Origin of the sequence: Streptomyces sp. WAC 04229 (assembly GCF_003947455.1) — a bacterium.
Classification (GTDB): domain Bacteria; phylum Actinomycetota; class Actinomycetes; order Streptomycetales; family Streptomycetaceae; genus Streptomyces.
This window is the reverse complement of record NZ_QHJH01000060.1, coordinates 1-20,350: the sequence shown is the minus strand read 5'-3', so window position 1 is coordinate 20,350 and position 20,350 is coordinate 1. Positions and strand designations below refer to the sequence as shown.

At 68.5% G+C, this 20,350-nt stretch carries 23 protein-coding genes and 1 pseudogene; 4 read left to right on the top strand and 20 right to left on the bottom strand.

Going from position 1 to position 20,350, the window contains the following annotated elements; translation table 11 throughout:
• The 12 genes from rpsC to DMH12_RS18115 form a co-directional block, all read right to left on the bottom strand.
• Positions 1–831: a 30S ribosomal protein S3 gene (gene rpsC / locus DMH12_RS18170; RefSeq protein ID WP_122615759.1), complete on the bottom strand. Its 831-nt coding sequence runs from the start codon at positions 829–831 to the stop codon at positions 1–3.
• The gene (gene rplV / locus DMH12_RS18165; protein ID WP_003974262.1) at positions 831–1,178 is read right to left on the bottom strand and encodes a 50S ribosomal protein L22; all 348 of its coding nucleotides are present in this window, start codon (positions 1,176–1,178) and stop codon (positions 831–833) included. Before rplV ends, rpsC begins: the two co-directional genes overlap by 1 nt.
• 42 nt (positions 1,179–1,220) lie before the next feature.
• Positions 1,221–1,502, bottom strand: a complete 282-nt coding sequence (gene rpsS, locus DMH12_RS18160) for a 30S ribosomal protein S19 (protein WP_003974263.1) — start codon at positions 1,500–1,502, stop codon at positions 1,221–1,223.
• A 12-nt stretch (positions 1,503–1,514) separates the two neighbouring features.
• Positions 1,515–2,351: a 50S ribosomal protein L2 gene (rplB, locus tag DMH12_RS18155; RefSeq protein ID WP_019329639.1), complete on the bottom strand. Its 837-nt coding sequence runs from the start codon at positions 2,349–2,351 to the stop codon at positions 1,515–1,517.
• Between the two features lie 38 nt (positions 2,352–2,389).
• On the bottom strand, positions 2,390–2,809 hold the full coding sequence (gene rplW, locus DMH12_RS18150; RefSeq protein ID WP_122615758.1) for a 50S ribosomal protein L23: 420 nt from the start codon (positions 2,807–2,809) through the stop codon (positions 2,390–2,392).
• A complete protein-coding gene (rplD, locus tag DMH12_RS18145; protein ID WP_125492622.1) occupies positions 2,809–3,465 on the bottom strand; it encodes a 50S ribosomal protein L4 in 657 nt (218 codons plus the stop codon). The genes rplW and rplD overlap by 1 nt, the downstream gene beginning before the upstream one ends.
• An 8-nt stretch (positions 3,466–3,473) precedes the next feature.
• Positions 3,474–4,118, bottom strand: a complete 645-nt coding sequence (rplC, locus tag DMH12_RS18140; RefSeq protein ID WP_125492621.1) for a 50S ribosomal protein L3 — start codon at positions 4,116–4,118, stop codon at positions 3,474–3,476.
• Positions 4,119–4,134: 16 nt separating this feature from the next.
• A complete protein-coding gene (gene rpsJ / locus DMH12_RS18135) occupies positions 4,135–4,443 on the bottom strand; it encodes a 30S ribosomal protein S10 (RefSeq protein WP_003948644.1) in 309 nt (102 codons plus the stop codon).
• 487 nt (positions 4,444–4,930) lie between these two features.
• Positions 4,931–5,356, bottom strand: a complete 426-nt coding sequence (locus tag DMH12_RS18130) for a hypothetical protein (protein ID WP_125492620.1) — start codon at positions 5,354–5,356, stop codon at positions 4,931–4,933.
• Positions 5,357–5,373: 17 nt separating this feature from the next.
• Positions 5,374–9,993 (bottom strand): DUF6531 domain-containing protein, encoded by a 4,620-nt coding sequence (locus tag DMH12_RS18125; RefSeq protein WP_125492632.1) that lies wholly within the window; start codon positions 9,991–9,993, stop codon positions 5,374–5,376.
• A gap of 90 nt (positions 9,994–10,083) precedes the next feature.
• The gene (locus DMH12_RS18120; protein WP_260474245.1) at positions 10,084–10,626 is read right to left on the bottom strand and encodes a hypothetical protein; all 543 of its coding nucleotides are present in this window, start codon (positions 10,624–10,626) and stop codon (positions 10,084–10,086) included.
• A gap of 22 nt (positions 10,627–10,648) precedes the next feature.
• Positions 10,649–11,296: a hypothetical protein gene (locus DMH12_RS18115; RefSeq protein ID WP_125492619.1), complete on the bottom strand. Its 648-nt coding sequence runs from the start codon at positions 11,294–11,296 to the stop codon at positions 10,649–10,651.
• A gap of 526 nt (positions 11,297–11,822) precedes the next feature.
• Between DMH12_RS18115 and DMH12_RS18110 the strand changes: the two genes are divergently transcribed.
• Together DMH12_RS18110 and DMH12_RS18105 are read left to right on the top strand one after the other, a co-directional pair.
• Positions 11,823–12,179: a MerR family transcriptional regulator gene (locus DMH12_RS18110; protein ID WP_125492618.1), complete on the top strand. Its 357-nt coding sequence runs from the start codon at positions 11,823–11,825 to the stop codon at positions 12,177–12,179.
• A 49-nt stretch (positions 12,180–12,228) separates the two neighbouring features.
• Positions 12,229–12,588, top strand: a complete 360-nt coding sequence (locus DMH12_RS18105; protein ID WP_125492617.1) for a hypothetical protein — start codon at positions 12,229–12,231, stop codon at positions 12,586–12,588.
• Between the two features lie 17 nt (positions 12,589–12,605).
• Here the strand turns inward: DMH12_RS18105 and DMH12_RS18100 are convergent, their stop codons facing one another.
• From DMH12_RS18100 to DMH12_RS18075, 6 genes and pseudogenes are all read right to left on the bottom strand, one after another.
• A complete protein-coding gene (locus tag DMH12_RS18100) occupies positions 12,606–12,929 on the bottom strand; it encodes a CBS domain-containing protein (protein WP_125492616.1) in 324 nt (107 codons plus the stop codon).
• Positions 12,930–12,975: 46 nt separating this feature from the next.
• Positions 12,976–14,413: pseudogene (locus DMH12_RS18095) on the bottom strand (DEAD/DEAH box helicase).
• Positions 14,414–14,658: 245 nt separating this feature from the next.
• Complete coding sequence (locus tag DMH12_RS18090) at positions 14,659–14,862, bottom strand: cold-shock protein (protein ID WP_030039020.1); 204 nt, start codon at positions 14,860–14,862, stop codon at positions 14,659–14,661.
• 294 nt (positions 14,863–15,156) lie between these two features.
• On the bottom strand, positions 15,157–16,518 hold the full coding sequence (gene gdhA / locus DMH12_RS18085; RefSeq protein ID WP_125492615.1) for an NADP-specific glutamate dehydrogenase: 1,362 nt from the start codon (positions 16,516–16,518) through the stop codon (positions 15,157–15,159).
• A 106-nt stretch (positions 16,519–16,624) separates the two neighbouring features.
• Positions 16,625–16,864, bottom strand: a complete 240-nt coding sequence (locus tag DMH12_RS18080; RefSeq protein WP_125492614.1) for a 4-oxalocrotonate tautomerase family protein — start codon at positions 16,862–16,864, stop codon at positions 16,625–16,627.
• A gap of 1 nt (position 16,865) precedes the next feature.
• Positions 16,866–17,648, bottom strand: coding sequence for an SDR family oxidoreductase (locus tag DMH12_RS18075; protein ID WP_125492613.1), 783 nt, complete (start codon positions 17,646–17,648; stop codon positions 16,866–16,868).
• Between the two features lie 85 nt (positions 17,649–17,733).
• Here DMH12_RS18075 and DMH12_RS18070 point away from each other — a divergent pair, with 85 nt between their 5' ends.
• Positions 17,734–18,639 (top strand): helix-turn-helix transcriptional regulator, encoded by a 906-nt coding sequence (locus DMH12_RS18070; protein WP_185832388.1) that lies wholly within the window; start codon positions 17,734–17,736, stop codon positions 18,637–18,639.
• On the opposite strand, the gene DMH12_RS18065 is transcribed toward DMH12_RS18070, so the two are convergent.
• Complete coding sequence (locus DMH12_RS18065) at positions 18,590–18,784, bottom strand: DUF397 domain-containing protein (RefSeq protein ID WP_125492612.1); 195 nt, start codon at positions 18,782–18,784, stop codon at positions 18,590–18,592. The two genes, DMH12_RS18070 and DMH12_RS18065, sit on opposite strands and share 50 nt — an antisense overlap.
• Entirely contained in the window at positions 18,781–19,638 is an 858-nt protein-coding gene (locus DMH12_RS18060; RefSeq protein ID WP_125492611.1) for a helix-turn-helix transcriptional regulator, read from the bottom strand. Before DMH12_RS18060 ends, DMH12_RS18065 begins: the two co-directional genes overlap by 4 nt.
• Before the next feature lie 158 nt (positions 19,639–19,796).
• Here DMH12_RS18060 and DMH12_RS18055 point away from each other — a divergent pair, with 158 nt between their 5' ends.
• The gene (locus tag DMH12_RS18055) at positions 19,797–20,228 is read left to right on the top strand and encodes an ATP-binding protein (RefSeq protein WP_125492610.1); all 432 of its coding nucleotides are present in this window, start codon (positions 19,797–19,799) and stop codon (positions 20,226–20,228) included.
• Positions 20,229–20,350 lie beyond the last annotated feature (122 nt).

Below are 20,350 nucleotides of genomic sequence, written 5' to 3'. Positions count from 1 at the left end.
TCAGGCCTCCGTTCCGGTGCTCTCAGCCGGAGCGGCAGCGGCGGGCGCGTCGGCCTTGGGAGCCTCGGCGGCCGGAGCCGACTGCTGCTGCGGCTTGCGCCCACGACGCTCGCCACCGCGGCCACCGCGGGCCGGGCGGTCGCTGCCGCCACGGGCCGGACGGTTGCCGGCGCGGGCGGCCGCGTTCTCGGCGCGGACCTCGGCGATGTTCTTGACGTCGCCCTTGTAGATCCAGACCTTCACACCGATGCGGCCGAAGGTCGTCTTGGCCTCGAAGAAGCCGTAGTCCACGTTCGCGCGGAGCGTGTGCAGGGGCACACGGCCCTCGCGGTAGAACTCCGAGCGGGACATCTCGGCGCCACCGAGGCGGCCACCGCACTGGATCTTGATGCCCTTGGCGCCGGCCTTCATCGTGCCCTGCATGCTCTTGCGCATGGCGCGACGGAAGGAGACGCGGGAGGACAGCTGCTCGGCGACGGCCTGGGCCACCAGCTGAGCGTCCGTCTCGGGGCTCTTGACCTCGAGGATGTTCAGCTGGACCTGCTTGCCGGTCAGCTTCTCCAGGTCACCGCGGATGCGGTCGGCCTCGGCGCCGCGGCGGCCGATGACGATGCCGGGACGGGCGGTGTGGATGTCCACACGCACGCGGTCACGGGTGCGCTCGATCTCCACCTTCGAGATGCCGGCGCGCTCCATGCCGGACGTCATCATCCGACGGATGGCGACGTCTTCCTTGACGTAGTCCTTGTACAGCTTGTCGGCGTACCAACGCGACTTGAAGTCGGTCGTGACACCGAGCCGGAACCCGTGCGGGTTTACCTTCTGGCCCATTACCGGGTTCCTTCCTTGCTGCTGACGACCACGGTGATGTGGCTGGTCCGCTTGCGGATCCGGTAGGCACGGCCCTGGGCGCGCGGCCGGAACCGCTTCAGGGTCGGGCCCTCGTCGACGTAGGCCTCGGAGATGAAGAGGCTGTCGGCGTCGGTGTGGTCGTAGTTGTGCGCGGCGTTGGCGATGGCGCTGTCCAGCACCTTGCCGACCGGCACGCTCGCGGCCTGCGGGGCGAAACGCAGGACCGCCTGAGCCTCCGTGGCATCCATGCCACGGATGAGGTCCACCACGCGGCGGGCCTTCATGGGCGTGACGCGGATGTACCGCGCCTGGGCCCTGGCTTCCATGGTTGTCCCTTCAGTGTTTGTCATGGTCATTCCACCCCGCTACTAGCGGCGCTTCGACTTCCGGTCGTCCTTGACGTGACCCCGGAAGGTGCGCGTCGGCGAGAACTCGCCGAGCTTGTGGCCGACCATGGACTCGGTGACAAACACCGGGATGTGGGTCTTGCCGTTGTGCACCGCGATCGTGTGGCCGAGCATCGCCGGGACGATCATCGAGCGACGGGACCAGGTCTTGATGACGTTCTTGGTACCGGCTTCGTTCTGCGTGTCCACCTTCTTGATCAGGTGGTCGTCGACGAAGGGTCCCTTCTTCAAGCTACGAGGCATCTCAACCCGTCCTTAGCGCTTCTTGTTCGTCTTGCGGCGGCGGACGATGTACTTGTTCGACGCCTTCTTGGGCGAACGAGTACGGCCTTCCTTCTTGCCCCAGGGGGACACCGGGTGGCGACCACCCGAGGTACGGCCTTCGCCACCACCGTGCGGGTGGTCCACCGGGTTCATGACCACACCACGCACGGTCGGGCGAACGCCCAGCCAGCGCTTACGGCCCGCCTTGCCCCAGTTGATGTTGCTCTGCTCGGCGTTGCCGACCTCGCCGACGGTGGCGCGGCAGCGCACGTCGACCAGGCGGATCTCTCCGGACGGCATGCGCAGGTGGGCCATCTGGCCCTCCTTCGCGAGCAGCTGCACGGAGGCACCGGCGGAACGGGCGAACTTGGCACCGCCACCGGGACGGAGCTCGATCGCGTGGATCGTGGTACCGACCGGGATGTTGCGGAGCGCCAGGTTGTTGCCCGGCTTGATGTCGGCCCCGGGACCGTTCTCGACGCGGTCACCCTGCTGCAGGTTGCGCGGGGCGAGGATGTAGCGCTTCTCGCCGTCCGCGTAGTGCAGCAGCGCGATGCGCGCGGTGCGGTTGGGGTCGTACTCGATGTGCGCGACCTTCGCCGGCACGCCGTCCTTGTCGTGCCGACGGAAGTCGATCACTCGGTAGGCGCGCTTGTGTCCGCCACCCTGGTGGCGAACGGTCACACGACCGGCGTTGTTACGGCCGCCCTTGCTGTGCAGCGGGCGGACCAGCGACTTCTCCGGCGTGGACCGCGTGACCTCGACGAAGTCGGCGACGCTGGAGCCACGGCGGCCCGGCGTAGTCGGCTTGTACTTGCGGATTCCCATTTCTCAGTCCTCGTCCGATATCGGACGATCCGACCCGCTTACGCGGTCGGACCGCCGAAGATGTCGATACGGTCGCCCTCGGCAAGGGTCACGATCGCGCGCTTGCTGTCGGCACGCTTGCCGAAGCCCGTGCGGGTGCGCTTGCGCTTGCCCTGGCGGTTGATCGTGTTGACCCCGGTGACCTTGACCGAGAAGACCGCCTGGACGGCCTCCTTGATCTGGGTCTTGTTGGAGCCCGGCGCGACGATGAACGTGTACTTGTTCTCGTCGAGGAGCGCGTAGCTCTTCTCCGACACGACCGGCTTCAGCAGCACGTCACGGGGGTCCGTGAACGCCTTGCTGGCGGGGGTCACGACGGTGTTCTTGCCCTCGGCCTCGTGGCGACGCGCCTTGGCGACGCGCGCGGCCTTGGCGGCCTTGGCCGCCTTGGGGGCGATGCTCGGGTGACGCGTAGCCATCAGGCTTCGCTCCCTTCGGTGTCAGCAGCCTTGGGGCCGGACACGAAGGACTCGAAGGCGGCCTGGGTGAAGACCACGTCGTCCGAGACGAGAACGTCGTACGTGTTCAGCTGGCCCGGCTCCAGGATGTGGATCTGGGGCAGGTTGCGGGCGGACAGCCACGCGGCCTCGTCGGCACGGTCGGCGACCAGGAGCAGGTTCTTGCGCTCCGAGATCTTGCCGAACAGCGTCCGGGCGGCCTTCGTGGACGGGTTGTCGCCCTCGATGACGCCGGTGACGACGTGGATGCGGTTGTGGCGGGCCCGGTCGGTGAGGGCGTGGCGCAGGGCCGCGGCCTTCATCTTCTTCGGGGTCCGCTGCGAGTAGTCACGCGGCTGCGGGCCGTGAACGACGCCACCGCCGGCGAACTGCGGCGCACGGGTCGAACCCTGGCGGGCGCGGCCGGTGCCCTTCTGGCGGTACGGCTTCTTGCCGCCACCACGGACCTCGCCGCGACGCTTGGTCTTGTGCGTGCCCTGGCGGGCAGCGGCGTTCTGCGCGACGACGACCTGGTGGATCAGCGGGATGCTGATCTTCTCCACGCCGAAGATCTCCGCGGGGAGCTCGACGCTTCCGGTCTTCTCGCCGGCAGGCGAAAGGATGTCAACAGTGCTCATCGGTTACCTCAGGCCCCCTTGGCCGCGGTGCGGACCAGGACGAGGCCGCCGTTCGGACCGGGAATGGCGCCCTTGATGAGCAGCAGACCCTTCTCCGCGTCAACGGCGTGGACGGTCAGGTTCTGGGTGGTGACCCGCTCGTTGCCCATGCGGCCCGCCATGCGCATGCCCTTGAAGACACGGCCGGGGGTGGCACAGCCACCGATGGATCCGGGCATGCGGTGCACACGGTGGGCACCGTGCGACGCCTTGCCACCCTTGAAGTTGTGGCGCTTCATGACGCCGGCGAAGCCCTTGCCCTTGCTCTTCGCGGTGACGTCGACCTTCACGCCGGACTCGAAGGTCTCAGCGGTGATCTCCTGGCCGAGGGTGTAGTCGCTGGCACCAGCGGTACGGATCTCGACGAGGTGGCGACGGGGGGTCACGTCGGCCTTGGCGAAGTGGCCCTTGAGGGGCTTGTTCACCTTGCGCGGGTCGATCTCGCCGAACGCGATCTGGACCGACTCGTAGCCGTCGACGTCGTTCGTGCGGACCTGGGTGACGACGTTGGGGCCGGCCTTGACGACGGTGACCGGAACAACGCGGTTGTTCTCGTCCCACACCTGCGTCATGCCGAGCTTCTCGCCCAGGATGCCCTTGATCTGCTTGGTCATCTTCAGATCACCGCCCTCAGAGCTTGATCTCGATGTCGACACCGGCCGGGAGGTCGAGTCGCATCAGAGAGTCAACGGTCTTGGGGGTCGGGTCGAGGATGTCGATGAGGCGCTTGTGCGTGCGCATCTCGAAGTGCTCGCGCGAGTCCTTGTACTTGTGCGGCGACTTGATGACGCAGTACACGTTCTTCTCAGTGGGCAGCGGCACCGGGCCCGCGACCGACGCACCAGTGCGGGTCACCGTCTCGACGATCTTCTTCGCCGAGGAGTCGATGACCTCGTGGTCGTAGGCCTTGAGCCGGATGCGGATCTTCTGTCCCGCCATGGCTACTCAGTAGTCCTGTCTCTCGTAACGCTCTGGACCCGGCGGCCCTTGTGTCTCCACGCCCCGCCTCCGACCCACGCGGTCGGGCGTGTCGCACTCTCGCTGACACAGATGTCCCTTGTTCGAACATCCCTGCTCTGGGAGGTGCGGGCCCTTCCGGAACCGCGGACCGGGGGCGAGAAGCCCACCGGGTGCCTGGCCGGTACCCCGCTGACACTTCCCGGAAGATTCCCGTACGTCCGCCCCTGAACAGGGACGACGAGTACTGTGGGACTCGCTTCCGGTCCTCCCGGCGGGAGGCGCGCAGCATCGGCACTCGACCGAGCAACCCCGCTAGTCTGCCATACGGGGCAGTGCGGTGGCCAATCGAAGCGGGTGACTGTACCCCACAGTGGCGGGGGGTACACCTCACGGGCGGCCGACCTGCCGCGTCGGCCAGAAGCCTTGGGCTTGGACGACCGGCACGGGTCCACACAGTCGACCAACGTCAGGCGGCTTCCGGAAACTCGGCCTCCAGGAGCCAGTACTCACTCCCCTCCGCGCTGACGGCGAGGGCGCGGTCGCCGCGCAGTGACCTGGCGATGAAGAGGAGCTCACCCGGCTGATCCTCGGTGGCCGAGACCGATGTGCGCTCGGTCAGTCTCACCTGGACCCATCCCAGCTCCATACCGGCGGCGGCCAGGAATGAACCGTCCCCGGCCACGATCCCCCCGGCGATCGCACGAGCTTTCCATCGCTGGTCCACGACCCTGCTCGCGTCGGCCTCGCCCCGATGGATGCGCTCGACAGGCTCGGCATCGAGGTGCACCACGTTACGGAAGACCTCTGTGACTGTCGGCCCGATCTGCCCCTCAAACATACCCAGCACCTCGAGGCCGGCATCCCGCAAGCGGGATTCGACTTTCTCATTCATTACGCAAACCTTCTCAATCAGTTCTGGAAAAAGAAATGGTGGTCCCCGCCGGGTTTGTCCAGCGCCCTATAACGCTCCATCGTCCCGTAACCCTCCTGCGTGTTGTCCCAGCCGAAGTTGACCAGATTACGACTTCGCTCCTCCGGGGTCATGCCCTTCGGCGCCCCCGCGTGGAAGTGGGGACCGGCCGGATCGTGCGTGTGCTCCACGATCACACGAGATCCGTTGTCCGTTTCGAACTGCCGGAAGTTGCCCCAGTGAGTGGGCTCCTTCGAGTAGACATAACCTGGCATGTTCTTGTACGCCTTGTCACCCATGACGATCCACTCGGCGTCCGGAGAAGAGCCGTGGGGGACACCAGCAACGTCGAAGGCGGCCCTTTCCGCATCAGACCTGCTGGCGAACGGATTCCCGCGCTCCCCCAGGGGGTAGTCAGGAGCGAGTCCGAGAACGTCTGTGAATGTCAGGGGATTACGAACGTACGTGAAAGGGTTAGGAGCCGGGGAAAGACCCAGGGGGTCGGAAGTGACGTATCGACCGTTCTCCGGGTCGTAGTGCCGAAAATAGTTGTAGTGGAGTCCGGTCTCGGGGTCGTAGTACTGACCCGGCAATCGAAGAGGCGTATAAGCACTGGAGCCCCTCGACCAGGCGGTAACCCCCCAGAGCGTGGTTCGAGCGCTCCATGCCACGCTGCCCGACTCGTCCACAAGGTCGGTCGGGGTGCCGATGGCGTCGGTGACGATCGCGAAGAATCGGGAGTCGATTTCCACCTGGGGCGAATGGAGGGCACCCAGACGCTCCGCCTGTGCGATTACGCTCTGCCCCTGGTGGTCCCAGGTCAGGGTGACCTGAGGCGAAGTGGGTGAGGCCACCGTGGTCTGCTCACACAGCTTCGCTGCGTCCCATGTGAATTCGACCCGTTCAACGACCGTTTCCCCATCCGCGCCCATGCGCGACTTCGCAATGCGGCGTCCCAACGGGTCGTACTCGTATCGCCACAGCGTGCCGTCCGGGGTCGTGACCGAGGTGAGGCGATCTTCGGTGTCCCACGCGTAACGCCAGGTGTCCCTGCGGCCGGACAGACGCGTCTTGCGCCGTACGACGATTCGACCGAGGGCGTCGTGCTCATATTGCACGCGTCCGGCCCTCATGAGGCGTGAACCCTTGTATACGCGGTCGCCCAGAGCGTCCCCACCCGCATGACGCTCGGGCCAGGAGGCCGACGTCTGATTACCGGCGCCGTCGTAGGCGTACCGCTCGGTCCACTGATGTGCGTGGACCGCGGTGACGCGCCCCACCCGGTCGAGTTCGAAGCGGCGGGAGCCGGACTGCCGGTCGTCGACGGCGCTGAGGCACCCGTCGGCGCGATAGGTGAACTCGCGCTCCCGCACCACTGCGTCCGGTCCCGTCACACTCTGGCTCACCAGCCGTCCCGACGTGTCGTACCCATGGGCGTAGGCCACGTCGATGCTGCCGATGAAGCGGGTGACTTCCCTGCCCACCTCGTCGAAGGTGAAGCTGATCTCTCGGCCTGCGAACACCAATGAGGTGCGGTCACCGAGGACGTCGTACCGCGACGTGCTTCGTACGCCGGCCGGGGTCTCACGACCCGTGCGACGCCCCAGCGCGTCGTAGTCGTACGTGAGGACGCGCCCGTTGACGGACTCTTGAAGCAGCCGGCCCTGACTGTCGTACCGGCGTTCGAGCGTAGCTTCCGGGCCGACTGCTTGCAGCAACCGGCCCGCGGGATCGTAGTCGTACGTCGTGACGAGGCCGTCGGCGTCCTTTCGCACCATCTGGCCCAAGGCGTCACGCTCGAGACGAACCGTCCGGCCCTGCGCGTGACGGGAGATGAGTCGGGACGCTGCGTCGTACTCGTAGACGCGCTTGCGATCGTCGAAATCGGTCTCCGCGATCAGTCTGCCTGCTGAGTCGTACTCGTACTGCCACGTCAGCCCACTGGGTTCGGTGACCCTGGTGGTGCGAAGACCCGCGTCGTGAGCGAACTCGTAGCGTGCCCCGTCCGGTGTGGTTCGAGCGGCCAGCAAATCGAAGTGCGTGTATTCGTAGTGGGTGACCCCGCCCAGCGCGTCGGTGTGGCTGGTGCAGTTTCCCTCGCCGTCGTAAGTCCAGGACTCCGCCGTGCCGTCGGGCTCGGTGCGGTGTAGCAAACGGCCCTCTACGTTCCATTCGAAACGGGTTCGCGCTCCGGTCGGTTTGGTGACGGCGACCGGGCGACCGAGGCCGTCCCGCTCGTAAAGAGTGACTCCGCCAAGGGCGTCGGTTATCTCGCGAGGGAGCCCCGCGCTGTCGCAGCGAACGATGGTGACATGCCCCATCGGGTCGGTCACGGAAGTGAGACGCCCCGCTCCGTCGTAGGTGAAGGCGGTGACGTTGCCGGCACGGTCGACCTCCGCCGTTCGGTTGCCGCAGCCGTCGTACACATGCTGCTGCACCAGGTTGTCGGCGCCGACGAGTCGCTCCATGAGAGCCAACTCGTTGTACTCCGCCCGAATCTCATGGCCGTCGGGTCGTACAACTCGGACGGGCTGGCCGTAGGCGTTGTTCTCGAACCACGTCATCTGGTTCAACGCGTCCGCACGGCGGACAACATGATGATTCTCGTCGTAATCGGTTCGCTGCCTATGGCCGAGGGCGTCGACTTCGGCCACGACTTGGCAGCTGTCATTGACCACGAATCGGGTTGATGTGCCCTCGGCGGTCGTCAGCGTGGTGACCCGGCAGTCGGGCCACTCGGGATCGGTACCGTCATGGTCGAGGGTCAGCGAGAAGTGGCCTCCCTCGCCGCCCGCGGCGACGCAACGGTCCCTGTCGTCGTAAGCGTAGGCGTAGCTACGGCCGTTCGTATCGGTCCACGACGTGATGCGCAGCCGTTCGTCGCATGAGAAGCGCAGCGGGCGCAGGGAGGAGTTGACCGTTTCGGTGAGAGTTCCTTCGGTGTACTCATAACGCTTGAGGACCAGGTCCGAGCCATCCACGTCGGCACCGGCGAGGCTCATCTCGGTGATCCGGCCGGACGTAGTCGTGAGTTTCACGTGGTACCCGGCGGAATGACGGATGGCGAGGGGGCTGCCGTACGCGTCGTGGTCGAAGGTGATGGTGTTCTGGTTCCGGTCGGTAATGCGTGCGATCAGGGCGACCCGGTCCGCTCCTGGAGAAGAGAAAAAGCGAGAGTGACCGGTCAAGGGGTCTTCGACCCGGTAGCTCCCGTCGTCCAGCCGGGTTAGCGGCTGTCGGGGTCCGGTCACAGGCATCACGGGAGCTTCAGTGGCCGCGGGGTGGGGGTACTCCAGCAGAAGCCCGTCCTCGGTGACCAGAACAACGCCCTTGTCGTCGACCTCGAGGCGCTGGTCGATGGTGGAGGCCCAGGTCGGCCCGAACCACCAGCCGCAGCGGTAGTCGGAGGCGACGCGGCGTGTGAACACCAGGGGCAGCAACCCGGGTAGTTCGACGTCGGTCTGCGGCAGATACATGGCGCCTGTGGCCATGTCGATGGGGTCGCTGCCCTTCGAACGGACGACGGACTTGACCCGGTTGTAGGCGCCCTTCGCGCCGTCTGCGACCATGCCGCGGGCGTTCTTGCCCAGCCCGCGCAGCGCCAGGCCCATGCCCTTCATGCCCCCCTTGATCCCCGCCATGGCCGCCATGCCGCCCTTGAGGCCCTTGGCGAGCCCGCCGAGGGTGGTCAGGCCCTTCATGCCGGGTATGCAGTCCAGCGCGGCCAGACCCACGTCCCATAGGGACGCTTGCCCCTTGCTGTATTTGTAGAGGGTGTCCGCCAGGACCACGAGGGCCGCGACCAGCACGATCGCGCCCAGGATCGGACCGCCGATGATCATCACGATGATCCCGAGTACGGCAACGACGACCTTGCAGACCGCGACGATCGTGTCCCAGTTGTCGGAGAACCAGTCGCCGACGTCCTCCCACCACGAACGGTTCTGGATACCGGCGTCCGACGCCTCGTCGATCTTGTTCTTCGCGTCCCGGGCCGCGTCCTCACGCATCTTGCGCGCGTCCTCGGCCATCTTCTTCGCCGCGTCCAGCGCACTCTGCGCCGAATCGACCGCCGACTGCGCGTTCGTCTGCGCCGTCTTCGCGTGCTGCGCGTCACGGGTGGCGGCGCGGACCTTCGCCTCGTCCGGCTTGTCCCCGTCCGACTTGCTGCCCGTCGGATCGTCCTTGTACTTGTCCGCCTCCTTCGAAGCCCGCGTCACCCACGAGTCCGCCGAGGACAGCTTCGACTGCGCGGAGGACAGGTCCTGACGGGCCTCCCGCGCCTTGACCAGGGCCCGGTCGGCCAGGGCCTGGGCACGCTCAAGCTTCGGCCAGAAGTCGGCCAGGGCGTCGCCGCACATCCCGTACGACTTCTCGAGCTTCTTCAGGTTCTTCGGGACGCCGGAGAACTCCTCCTTGAAGACCGCCGCCGACTTGCCCGCCCACTCCGCGAGCGTGGTCTCCCCCGCCATGCCCTTGACCAGACGCAGCGCCTCGGACACGTCGTCCGCGAAGTCGTGCAGCGTCTTCGCGAGGGTGCGTACGCGTTGCGGGTCACCGGGCGTCGGGTCCTTGTCCAGGTCCAGGACATGCCAGTCACTCGGCCTGTGGCCCACCATCACGCAACCCCCGTCAGCCCACGCGCATCAGCAACAACCGTATGCACACGTGAACTTACAAGGCACGGACGTTCGACGAAAGTGCTGTCTTCAGGGCCCGGAGCGGCGTCGGCGCAGGGCTTCGCGTGTGTCGATGAGCGCGTACGACGCCTGCAACCGCCAGGTCTCCAGCTTGTCCAGTACGCCCGACGCGATCTTCCATCCCTTCAGCCACAGCGGCAGTTGCCGGAACGGCACGAAGGTCATGGCGTCGTCGACGGCGTTCACGGCGATGCTTCTGCGGCCGGGGCCAGCCGCCCGGAGCGCGGCGTACAACTCTGGCGTCAACTCGCCGTTCAGCCGGGCAGCGGTCCCCGCCGCGGTGTACGCGAAGCCGCGCTGGGCGAGGTCCGGCAACCGCATCGCCCGGACGATCCGAGGGGACGCCTCCTCCAGCGGGCAATTGAAGGCCAACCCGATGACCGCGGTTCCCAGGTGGCGCTCTCCACGTTCGTAGGCCGCGTCCCATGCGGCGGGGTTGTCGATACCGAGGAGACCTTCGCCCGATTCCCAGTCCAGCTCGGCTGTCACAACCGTACGCGTCCTTTCAGCCGGACCGCCGAACTCGGCGAGGAACCGGCGCGCGTCGACCATCGCCGTCTCATGGGGTGAGGGGTCAGGCCGTGAACCGGAACGACGAAGCGATCGCGTCGAAGACGTCGAAGAACGAGTCCGCCAGGTCGAGGACCTGGCTGCTGCCCGCCACCAGGGCGACCTTGCCCTCCTGGCCCGGGACCGGGATGTAGGTCTGCATCAGGACGGCGCGGACGGTGCGGCCCAGGGCGTCGTCGGGGACGGGGATGTCCTCGATGCCCTGGGTGCGGGCCGCGGGGCCGACGCCGGGGATGTCGACCGTGGTCACCTTGCGCCAGGAGTCGCCGGGCTTCCTGGCCTCCTTGACCGCCAGCTGACCCGCTATGGCGGCCGGGTCGGTGGGGAGGGGGTCGCCGGACGACGTGCGGCCGCCGATCAACGACACCGTCACCGAGCCCGTGATCGGGGTGTCGCCGCCGAAGCTCTCCGCCATGCAGCCGCAGTACAGGGCGCCCGACTTCCACGCGTCCGAGGCCGCCTTCTGGAGGAAGGTGACGTACGCGGAGCGGGACGGGGCCAGCTCCGGGTGGAGCCGGACGCGGTCGTCGACCATGCGGCGGATCGAGTCGTCCCGGGACTCCGGGCGGACGTCGAACTCCCACCAGGACTCCGGCACCTTGATCCGGAACCCGCCTCGCTCGACGGTCAGTGCCTCTGTGTAACGGGCCATGACGTAACCGGCCTCCCCCTTCGTCGTCCGATGATCCGTGCCGTCATCGTGCCACCGTTCGAGCGACCGGGAGGAGCGGCAGATGGCGCCGGATGACGCTCGCGTCAGATAATCACTCACCCTTCTGGAGCAAAATCTGTCGTGGCCGCTGTAGACATCCGGCAGCGTCTGGGGTTAGTCTCCTCCTGTAGCCAAGAAGTCAGTGAGGCGCGGCAGACACGAACTGCCCGCATGTGAGAAGCACGCACGACCGGCAAGAGGTACGACTCAGAGAGAGAAGGAGGAGGACGCCATCAGGATCGCCCGGTGAAGAACGTTCTCACCGGGTACCGCAGGCCCCGGAACGGAAGGTGGTCCCACGGTCACGCATCCGCGATCCCTTGTCCGCCCGCCCCTCGACGGGGGTCGGAGCGAAAACAGAAGGCCGGCAGTGCAGTAGGCCGGCAGATGGTGTTACAAATCCCTCGGGGCCTTGGTGCCGTACGGCACCAAGGCCCCTCGACGCATTCCGCTAGCAGAGGTGCAGATGACCGCAGACACACCGCTCGACCGGCTCGACGACGACGACTACCCCGCGTACACCATGGGACGGGCGGCCGAGATGCTCGGCACCACACCCGCCTTCCTGCGGGCCCTCGGCGAAGCCCGGTTGATCACTCCCCTGCGCTCCGAGGGCGGCCATCGCCGCTACTCCCGGTACCAGCTGCGCATCGCCGCCCGCGCCCGCGAGATGGTCGACCAGGGAACCGCCATCGAGGCGGCCTGCCGCATCATCATCCTCGAGGACCAGCTCGAGGAGGCCCAGCGCATCAACGCCGAGCTGCGGCAGGGCGACGCCGGCGCCTCCGGGAAGCCGGCGGGAAGCGTTCGTCCCGCCCGGTAATCCCACCGTGTGGTCCGCACCGCCGGTCCGGTGGATAAAATCCGTACTCATGCAGAAGCCTGACGAGCTGCTCATCGACATCGCCGCCCTCGTGGAGTCCGGGCAGAGCAGCCGGATGTCCCTGACCGTGGTCGCCCACGGTGCTGTGATCACCGGTCGCCTGGCCCCCGAGAAGGTCTGGAGGCGGCGGGTGTCGGAAGTACTGACGGACTCAGCCGACCTGCGCGACTTCTCCGCCGTCTTCGACGGTCACGCGGAGAAGGACGGGCCACCCACGCACCTGCACTTCCATGTGGCCCGGATCCTCCAGGGCACGATGGGAATCCCGGAAACGGGCGGTATGTACCGCGTGGCGATCGAGGACGTCAGCGCCTGGACCGTGGGTGACTTCAGCTACTCCGACCACTGAACCGCGCCGGGCGGGGGTCAGCCGGAGAGCGCGGCCTGGGCCACCGTGGCGAACGGCGACGGGAAGGGCCCGTCGACCACGTCGCGCAGGCGGATCCGGTCCGTGTATGCGGAACCGTTCCGCACCGTGGTCAGGCGGGTTCGAGTGACCAGGTCGGTGTACCGGCCGTCCTCGTCGCAGACGACGAGGTGGTTCGTCCGGGCCGCGCTCATGACGGAGAGTGCCACCTCGACCGTCATGTCGTCCCAGACCTGCAGCCCCGCCGCATCCATGGCGTCGTCGGCCGTCCAACAGTCGGCGTTGGTGTTCGCGGGGCAGGGGTGTGACTGAAGCAGCGTCAAGTAGTGCCTCCTGGCGTGACGGGTCGGTTTGCTGGTCAGAACGGTTCTAGGCCGCTGCCGTCCCGGTGGCGGGCACCACGGCGGACCGGCTCCGCGCCACCGCACCCGTGCGGCGTCGACCGCCTGCGGCGGCCCGGCGCCGGGGGCGTTCGGAGGCCGGCGCGGTGATGACGACAGGGATGCCGGAGGGCGCCTGCGCACCGGTGATGCGGTGCAGGGCCTCCGCACCGGCGTGGACCCTGGTGGTCTGCGGGACGATGCCGGCCGTCGTCATGAGGCGGGTGACGGCCCGTCGCTGGCCCGGGGTGACCAGGGTCACGACACTGCCGGACTCACCGGCGCGAGCGGTGCGGCCACCACGGTGGAGATAGTCCTTGTGGTCGGTCGGAGGGTCGACGTTGACGACGAGGTCGAGATGGTCGACGTGGATCCCGCGCGCCGCGACGTTGGTCGCCACCAACACGGTGACGTGGCCGTTCTTGAACTGCGTCAGCGTACGGGTGCGCTGCGGCTGCGTCTTGCCGCCGTGCAGGGCCGCGGCCCGCACCCCGCTGCGCAGGAGGTGCTCGGTGAGGCGGTCGACCGCGTGCTTGGTCTCCAGAAACATGAGCACCCTGCCGTCGCGTGCGGCGATCTCGGTCGTGGCGGCGTGCTTGTCGGCGCCGTGGACGTGGAGCACGTGGTGCTCCATCGTCGTGACCGCACCGGCCGACGGATCGACGGAGTGCACGACGGGGTCACTCAGGTAGCGGCGAACGAGCAGATCGACGTTGCGGTCGAGCGTGGCGGAGAACAGCAAGCGCTGGCCGTCGGGGCGCACTTGGTCGAGCAGTGCCGTGACCTGCGGCATGAAGCCCATGTCAGCCATCTGGTCGGCTTCGTCGAGGACGGTGACGCGGACCCCGTCCAGTCGGCAGTCGCCGCGCTCGATGAGGTCCTTGAGGCGTCCGGGGGTGGCGACGACCACCTCGGCGCCGCCGCGCAGTGCGCCGGCCTGCCTGCCGATCGGCATGCCGCCCACCACCGTGGCCAGACGCAGCCCCACAGAGCGGGCGTACGGCGCGAGCGCGTCCGTGACCTGCTGGGCCAGCTCGCGGGTGGGGACGAGGACCAGGCCGAGCGGCTGCCCGGGGTCGGCGCGCCGCCCGGCCGTAGCCGCCAGCAGAGCCAGACCGAAGGCGAGGGTCTTGCCGGAGCCGGTGCGGCCCCGGCCGAGTACGTCGCGGCCGACGAGGGAGTTCGGCAGGGTCGCGGCCTGGATCGGGAACGGCACGGTCAGACCCTGCGCGCCGAGAGCGGCCAGCAGCTCCGCGGGCATGGCGAGGTCGGCGAAGGCCGCCACGGGGGGGCAGTGCCGGGGTGAGCGTCTCCGGGAGGGCGAACTCGCCGCGGGGCGGGGCACCATGCCGGTTGCGGTTCCGGCTCGGCGCGGCGCTCTTGTTCCGAGTACGGGCGAAGCGGTCGTTCGTGCGCGTGGGGTTCATTGCGGAACCTTCCTTGATGCTAGGCGGCACATATCAAGGAATTCCCGCGCCGGGGGCACACGGAGAATCGCAAGGACAGGCCGAGTTGAGGCAGAATTCCGCGTTCTCGAATCCGGGGATTCCGGGGATCTCTCGCGGTCGTCGCGCAGGGGGACGTCACTGCGGAAGTGAACGCAGCTGGGGCCCGCACCCCGAGGGATGCGGGCCCCAGCTGCAAAATGTGCGCCCGAGGGCGCGCGCCGGCCTCAGGCGAGGACGATGTTCTCCGCCGTCGGGCCCTTCTGGCCCTGCGCGATGTCGAAGCTCACCTTCTGGCCTTCGAGCAGCTCACGGAAGCCCTGGGCGGCGATGTTCGAGTAGTGGGCGAACACGTCCGCGCCGCCACCGTCCTGCTCGATGAAGCCGAAGCCCTTTTCCGCGTTGAACCACTTCACGGTGCCAGTAGCCATGTCTTTTCTCCTTCGGGGCAGTGCACCGGCGTACGCACTGTACGAACGCCGTGTCGCCGCGATGATTACCCCGCCGGAAAAAACCGGTACCAAAAAGCACGTCCGACGGCACAGTGGCCGGTCGGGGAGGTCTTCGAATTCGGGAACCACAACTGCAACTGATATGGACAGTAGCACGCTTCGGTGACCCATGCGGTTCGAGTAATTCCACTCTGTTCGCTGGGGTAAGGAAACTGTCGGCTCGTTCCGCGGAATCCTCCTGCCGCGGGTACAGATATAAGCGCGGCAATTTCCTCAGATGACGCCCTGCGCCAGCATCGCGTCCGCCACCCGTTCGAAGCCCGCGATGTTGGCGCCGGTGACGTAGTCGCCGGGGGCTCCGTAGCGGGTGGCGGTCTCGTGACAGGTGGTGTGGATGTCGGTCATGATGCCCGCCAGTTCCTCCTCGACCCGTGCCGCCTGCCAGGACGTACGGGCGTGGTTCTGCGCCATTTCCAGGGCGCTGACCGCGACGCCGCCCGCGTTGGCCGCCTTGCCGGGGCCGAAGGCGACGCCGGCGGACTGGAGGAGGTGGACGGCGTCCGGGGTGGTCGGCATGTTGGCGCCCTCCGAGACCGCCTTCACGCCGTTGCGGATCAGAGCCGTCGCGCCCTCGGCGTCGAGTTCGTTCTGCGTGGCCGACGGCAGGGCGACGTCCGCCGGGACCTCCCAGACGCTGCCGCCGGGGACGAAGCGGGCGGACGCGCCGCGGCGTTCGGCGTACGTGTCGACGCGGCCGCGTTCGACCTCCTTGACCTGCTTGAGCAGGTCCACGTCGATGCCCTTCTCGTCGACGACGTAGCCCGACGAGTCCGAGCAGGTGACCGGGTTCGCGCCCAGGGCGGTCAGCTTCTCGATGGTGTAGATCGCGACGTTGCCCGAGCCGGACACCACGGTCGTCTGGCCCTCCAGGTCCTCGCCGCGCTCCCGCAGCATCGCCGCCGCGAAGAGGACGTTGCCGTAGCCGGTCGCCTCCGGGCGGATCAGGGAGCCGCCCCAGCCCGCGCCCTTGCCGGTGAGGACGCCGGCTTCCCAGCGGTTGGTGATGCGGCGGTACTGGCCGAAGAGGTAGCCGATCTCGCGGCCGCCCACGCCGATGTCGCCGGCCGGCACGTCGGTGTGCTCGCCGATGTGCCGGTACAGCTCGGTCATGAACGACTGGCAGAACCGCATGACCTCCGCGTCGCTGCGCCCGCGCGGGTCGAAGTCGCTGCCGCCCTTGCCACCGCCGATGCCCAGGCCGGTCAGGGCGTTCTTGAAGATCTGCTCGAAGCCCAGGAACTTGATGACGCCCAGGTTCACCGAGGGGTGGAAGCGCAGGCCGCCCTTGTACGGGCCCAGCGCGCTGTTGAACTCGACGCGGAAGCCCCGGTTCACGTGCACCCGGCCCCGGTCGTCCTGCCACGGGACCCGGAAGACGATCTGGCGCTCCGGCTCCACCAGCCGCTCCACCAGGCCCGGCTCGGCGTACTCGGGGCGTGCCTCGAGTACCGGCGCGAGCGTCTCCAGGACCTCGCGGGCCGCCTGGTGGAACTCGGGCTGGGCCGGGTTGCGGTGCTCGATCTCCGTGAGGAGGCGGGCAAGCGTGGTCTTCGTGTCGGGTCGCGTCGTCGTCACGTGGACCTCTCTGTTATCGGTGGCACCGTTCCGGGTCAGTGTTACGTGCGGGTAAACGTCCTGGCCAGCACCCGGCCACGGTATGAGACGAAGCCCTCCCCGGCCGTCACGCCCCGCCGCCGCCCCCGGCGTCCGTGCCCGTGCCCGTGCCCAGCATCGCCGCCGTGAGGACGTTCCCGGCGACGCCCCAGCCGCCGTCCGGGACCTCCTCGACGAGGACGACGGTGGTGGGGCGGGCGCGTTCCCCGTATATCTCCGCGTAGAGGTCCGTGGTGCGCTCGATCAGCTTCTTCTTGTCGGCCGCCGTGAGAGTGCCCGCGGGGACCTTGAACTCGGCGAAGGGCATCTCAGACCAGCCCTCCGTTGGCGCGCAGAACCTGGCCGTTCACCCAATGGCCCGCCGGGCTGCCCAGGAAGGCGACCACCTCGGCGATGTCCTCGGGGCTGCCCAGCCGCTCCAGCGGGGGGACCTTCGCGAGGTGGTCGATCTGCTCGGGGGTCTTGCCGTCCAGGAAGAGATCGGTCGCCGTCGGGCCGGGCGCAACCGCGTTCACGGTGACGTCCCGGCCGCGCAGCTCCCGCGCCAGGATCAGCGTCATCCCCTCCACCGCCGCCTTGCTCGCCACGTACGCCCCGTACTCGGGGAACTGCGTGCCGACCACGGAGGTCGAGAAGGTCACCAGCGAGCCGCCCGCGCGCAGCCGCCGGGCGGCCTGCTGGGCGACGACGAAGGTGCCGCGGATGTTGGTGCGGTGCATGGCGTCGAGGGCCGCCAGGTCCAGGTCGGCGACGGTCGACAGGGTCATCCGCCCGGCGGCGTTCACGGCCACGTCCACGCCGCCGTACTCCCGCTCCGCCCGGTCGAACAGCGCGGCGACCGCCTCCTCGTCCGCCACGTCGGCCTGTACGGCGACCGCCCGGCCGCCGGCTCCGGTGATCGCCGCGACCGTCTCCTCGGCGGACGCCGCGTCGCGTGCGTAGTTCACGACGACGGCCAGGCCGTCCCGGGCGAGCTTCTGGGAGACGGCCCGGCCGATGCCACGGGATCCGCCGGTGACGACGGCGACCCGAGGGCCGGCGGTGGCGGGGTCGTGCTGGTTCGGCTGTGTGCTCGGTGTCATGTCGGTCATGCCTTCACCCTGCGCCGCCCCGGCCCACGCAACCAGGGGATGTCATCCCCTGGGTGGCCGACCCGGCCGGGCGCAGAATGGGTGCATGGGCGCTGTGAAGTACACCGAGCTGGGGGCCTTCCTCCGATCCCGGCGCGAGCGCATCCGGCCGGCCGACGTGGGGCTCCCGTCGGGGCCGCGCCGCCGGGTGCCGGGGCTGCGGCGCGAGGAGGTCGCCCAGCTCGCCGGGGCGTCGGTGGACTACTACAACGAGCTGGAGCGGGGTGCCGGGTCCCAGCCGTCGGAGCAGATGATCGCCGCGCTGGCGCGGGCGCTGCGGCTCTCCGCCGACGAGCGGGACTACGTCTACCGGCTCGCCGACCGGCCGGTGCCCGTGCAGGGCGGGGCCGCCTCGCACGTCCACCCGGGCATGCTCGACCTGCTCGGCCGGATGACCTCGACCCCGGCCCAGGTGATCACCGACCTGCACGTCACCCTCGTACAGAATCCGCTGGCCGTGGCGCTGCTCGGGGACCAGACCGGGCTGCGGGGGCCGAGGGCCAGCTTCGTGCACCGCTGGTTCACCGAGCCGGCGGCGCGGGAGCTGTATCCCGAGGCCGACCACGAGAGCCAGTCCCGCGCCTTCGTCGCCGACCTGCGGGCCGCCGCCGCGCGCAGGGACACGCGGGATCCGGAGGCCGGCACGATGATCCGTACGCTGCTCGACGTCTCCCCCGAGTTCGCCGCGCTGTGGGCCGACCACGACGTCGCCTTCCGGCGCGACGACCGCAAACGGCTCCGCCACCCCACGCTGGGCCTGATCGAGGTCAACTGCCTCAACCTGTTCAGCGAGGACGGGCGTCAGCGGCTGCTCTGGTTCACACCGGCGGTGGGCACGGAGAGCGCGGGGCTGCTGGAGCTGCTGGCGGTGGTCGGGACGCAGGAGGTCGCGCCGTCCGGGGTCAGTCCTGTGACGCGTACGGCAGGAAGGCCGACCAGGCGGTCGGGGTGAGCGCCAGGCGGGGGCCCTCTTCTACGTGCTTGGAGTCGCGGACGTGGATCGTGCCGGGGGTCTTCGCGATCTCGACGCAGGAGTTGCCGTCGTTGCCGCCGCTGTAGCTGCTCTTGAACCACGCCAGTTCGGCCTTGCGGATCATGTTTCTCCCAGCAGTTGCTCGATGAAGGCCAGCGACTCCCCCGGTGAGAGCGCCTGAGCCCGGATGGTGCCATATCGCAGCTCAAGGATGCGCAGGTGCCTGGGCTCAGTGAGCGCCCGGCTGTTGAATGCGCCGTCGGAGCGCCCCACCGCCGTGCCGTCGGGGAACTTCAGCAACTCGATCCGTCCGTCCAGTCCGGAATGGGTGTCACAATCCGTCGGCATCACCTGGAGAACGACGTTGTGCAACCGGCCCACCTCCAGCAGGCGTTCGAGCTGCTCACGCCAGACCATTGTGCCGCCGATGGGGCGTCGCAGCGGACCCTCTTCCAGGACGAAACTGAGCGCCGGAGCGGGTGAGCGTTCGAACACTGACTGCCGGGCCAGCCGAGCAGCCACCATGCGTTCCACGTCGTCGGGCGAGTACGGCGGCTGCGCGGCGCCGATCACGGCACGCGCGTGCTCCCTGGTCTGCAACAACCCGGGAATGACATGGCACTCGTACAGCCCGATCTCAACCGCCTTCCCCTCCAACTTCCCCAGTTCCCGCACCCTCTTCGGATACCGGACCCTCTTCACGTCCTCCCACGCCGCCGCGATCAACCCACCCGCGTCCAGCACCGCGTCCGCCCTGTCCAGGTACTCCTGCCGGGGAATCCGCTTGCCGCCCTCGACCTTGTAGACCAGGTCCTCCCCGTACCCGACCGCCTCCCCGAACTCGGCGGCCCGCATCCCCACCGCCTCGCGGCGGAGCTTCAGCTGGCGCCCCACCGTGGCGATGACGGCGACGCCCCACTCGTCGTCGGGGTCCACCTCCCAGCCTGTCTCGCCCTGCTCGCCCGTCTCGACCGTCATCCCGCGCCCCTTCGTCGTGCTGGCCGTGTTGCCCTCAGCGCCCTACCCGTGCGCCCGGCCCCGACAGCCCCGACAGCGGTGGACAACCACCGGACAGTGACTGTACGTACCCGCTGAGTCACTTCTCACCGTACGCACGCGCCACCACGCTGAGTGACGTGAACCAGAAATCCGCCGAACTCACGACACCCGTACGCAACTTCAGCGTGCAGCTCTCCCCCACGCCGCGCGGAGCGCGTCTCGCCCGGCTGCTCGCGGCCGAGCAGCTCCGGAGCTGGGGCCTGCCCCAGGACCCCGCACGCCAGCTCGTCGCCGAGCTGGCGGCCAACGCGGCGGAACACGGTCGCGTCCCCGGGCGCGATTTCCGGCTCACGCTGTACGTCGTCGGCGACTTCCTGCGCATCGAGGTCACCGACACCCGGGGCGAGCGGCTGCCCTGCCCGCAGGCGCCCGCCCCGGACGCCGAGTCGGGGCGCGGCCTGCTGCTCGTCGAGGCGCTGGCACACCGGTGGGGGGTCGTGGAGGGGCGCTTTCCGCGGAAGACGGTGTGGGCCGAACTGAGCTGTCGGGCAACGGAGTACACCTCGTGACGGATCATGTCCGACATGACCCGCCGACGGCGGGTCAGGACACCTCGGGCACCTGGCTGCCCCGCAAGTCCCCCGTCACCGCCGACCGGCCAACCATTCTGGTCTGTACCAGCCTCTTGCCC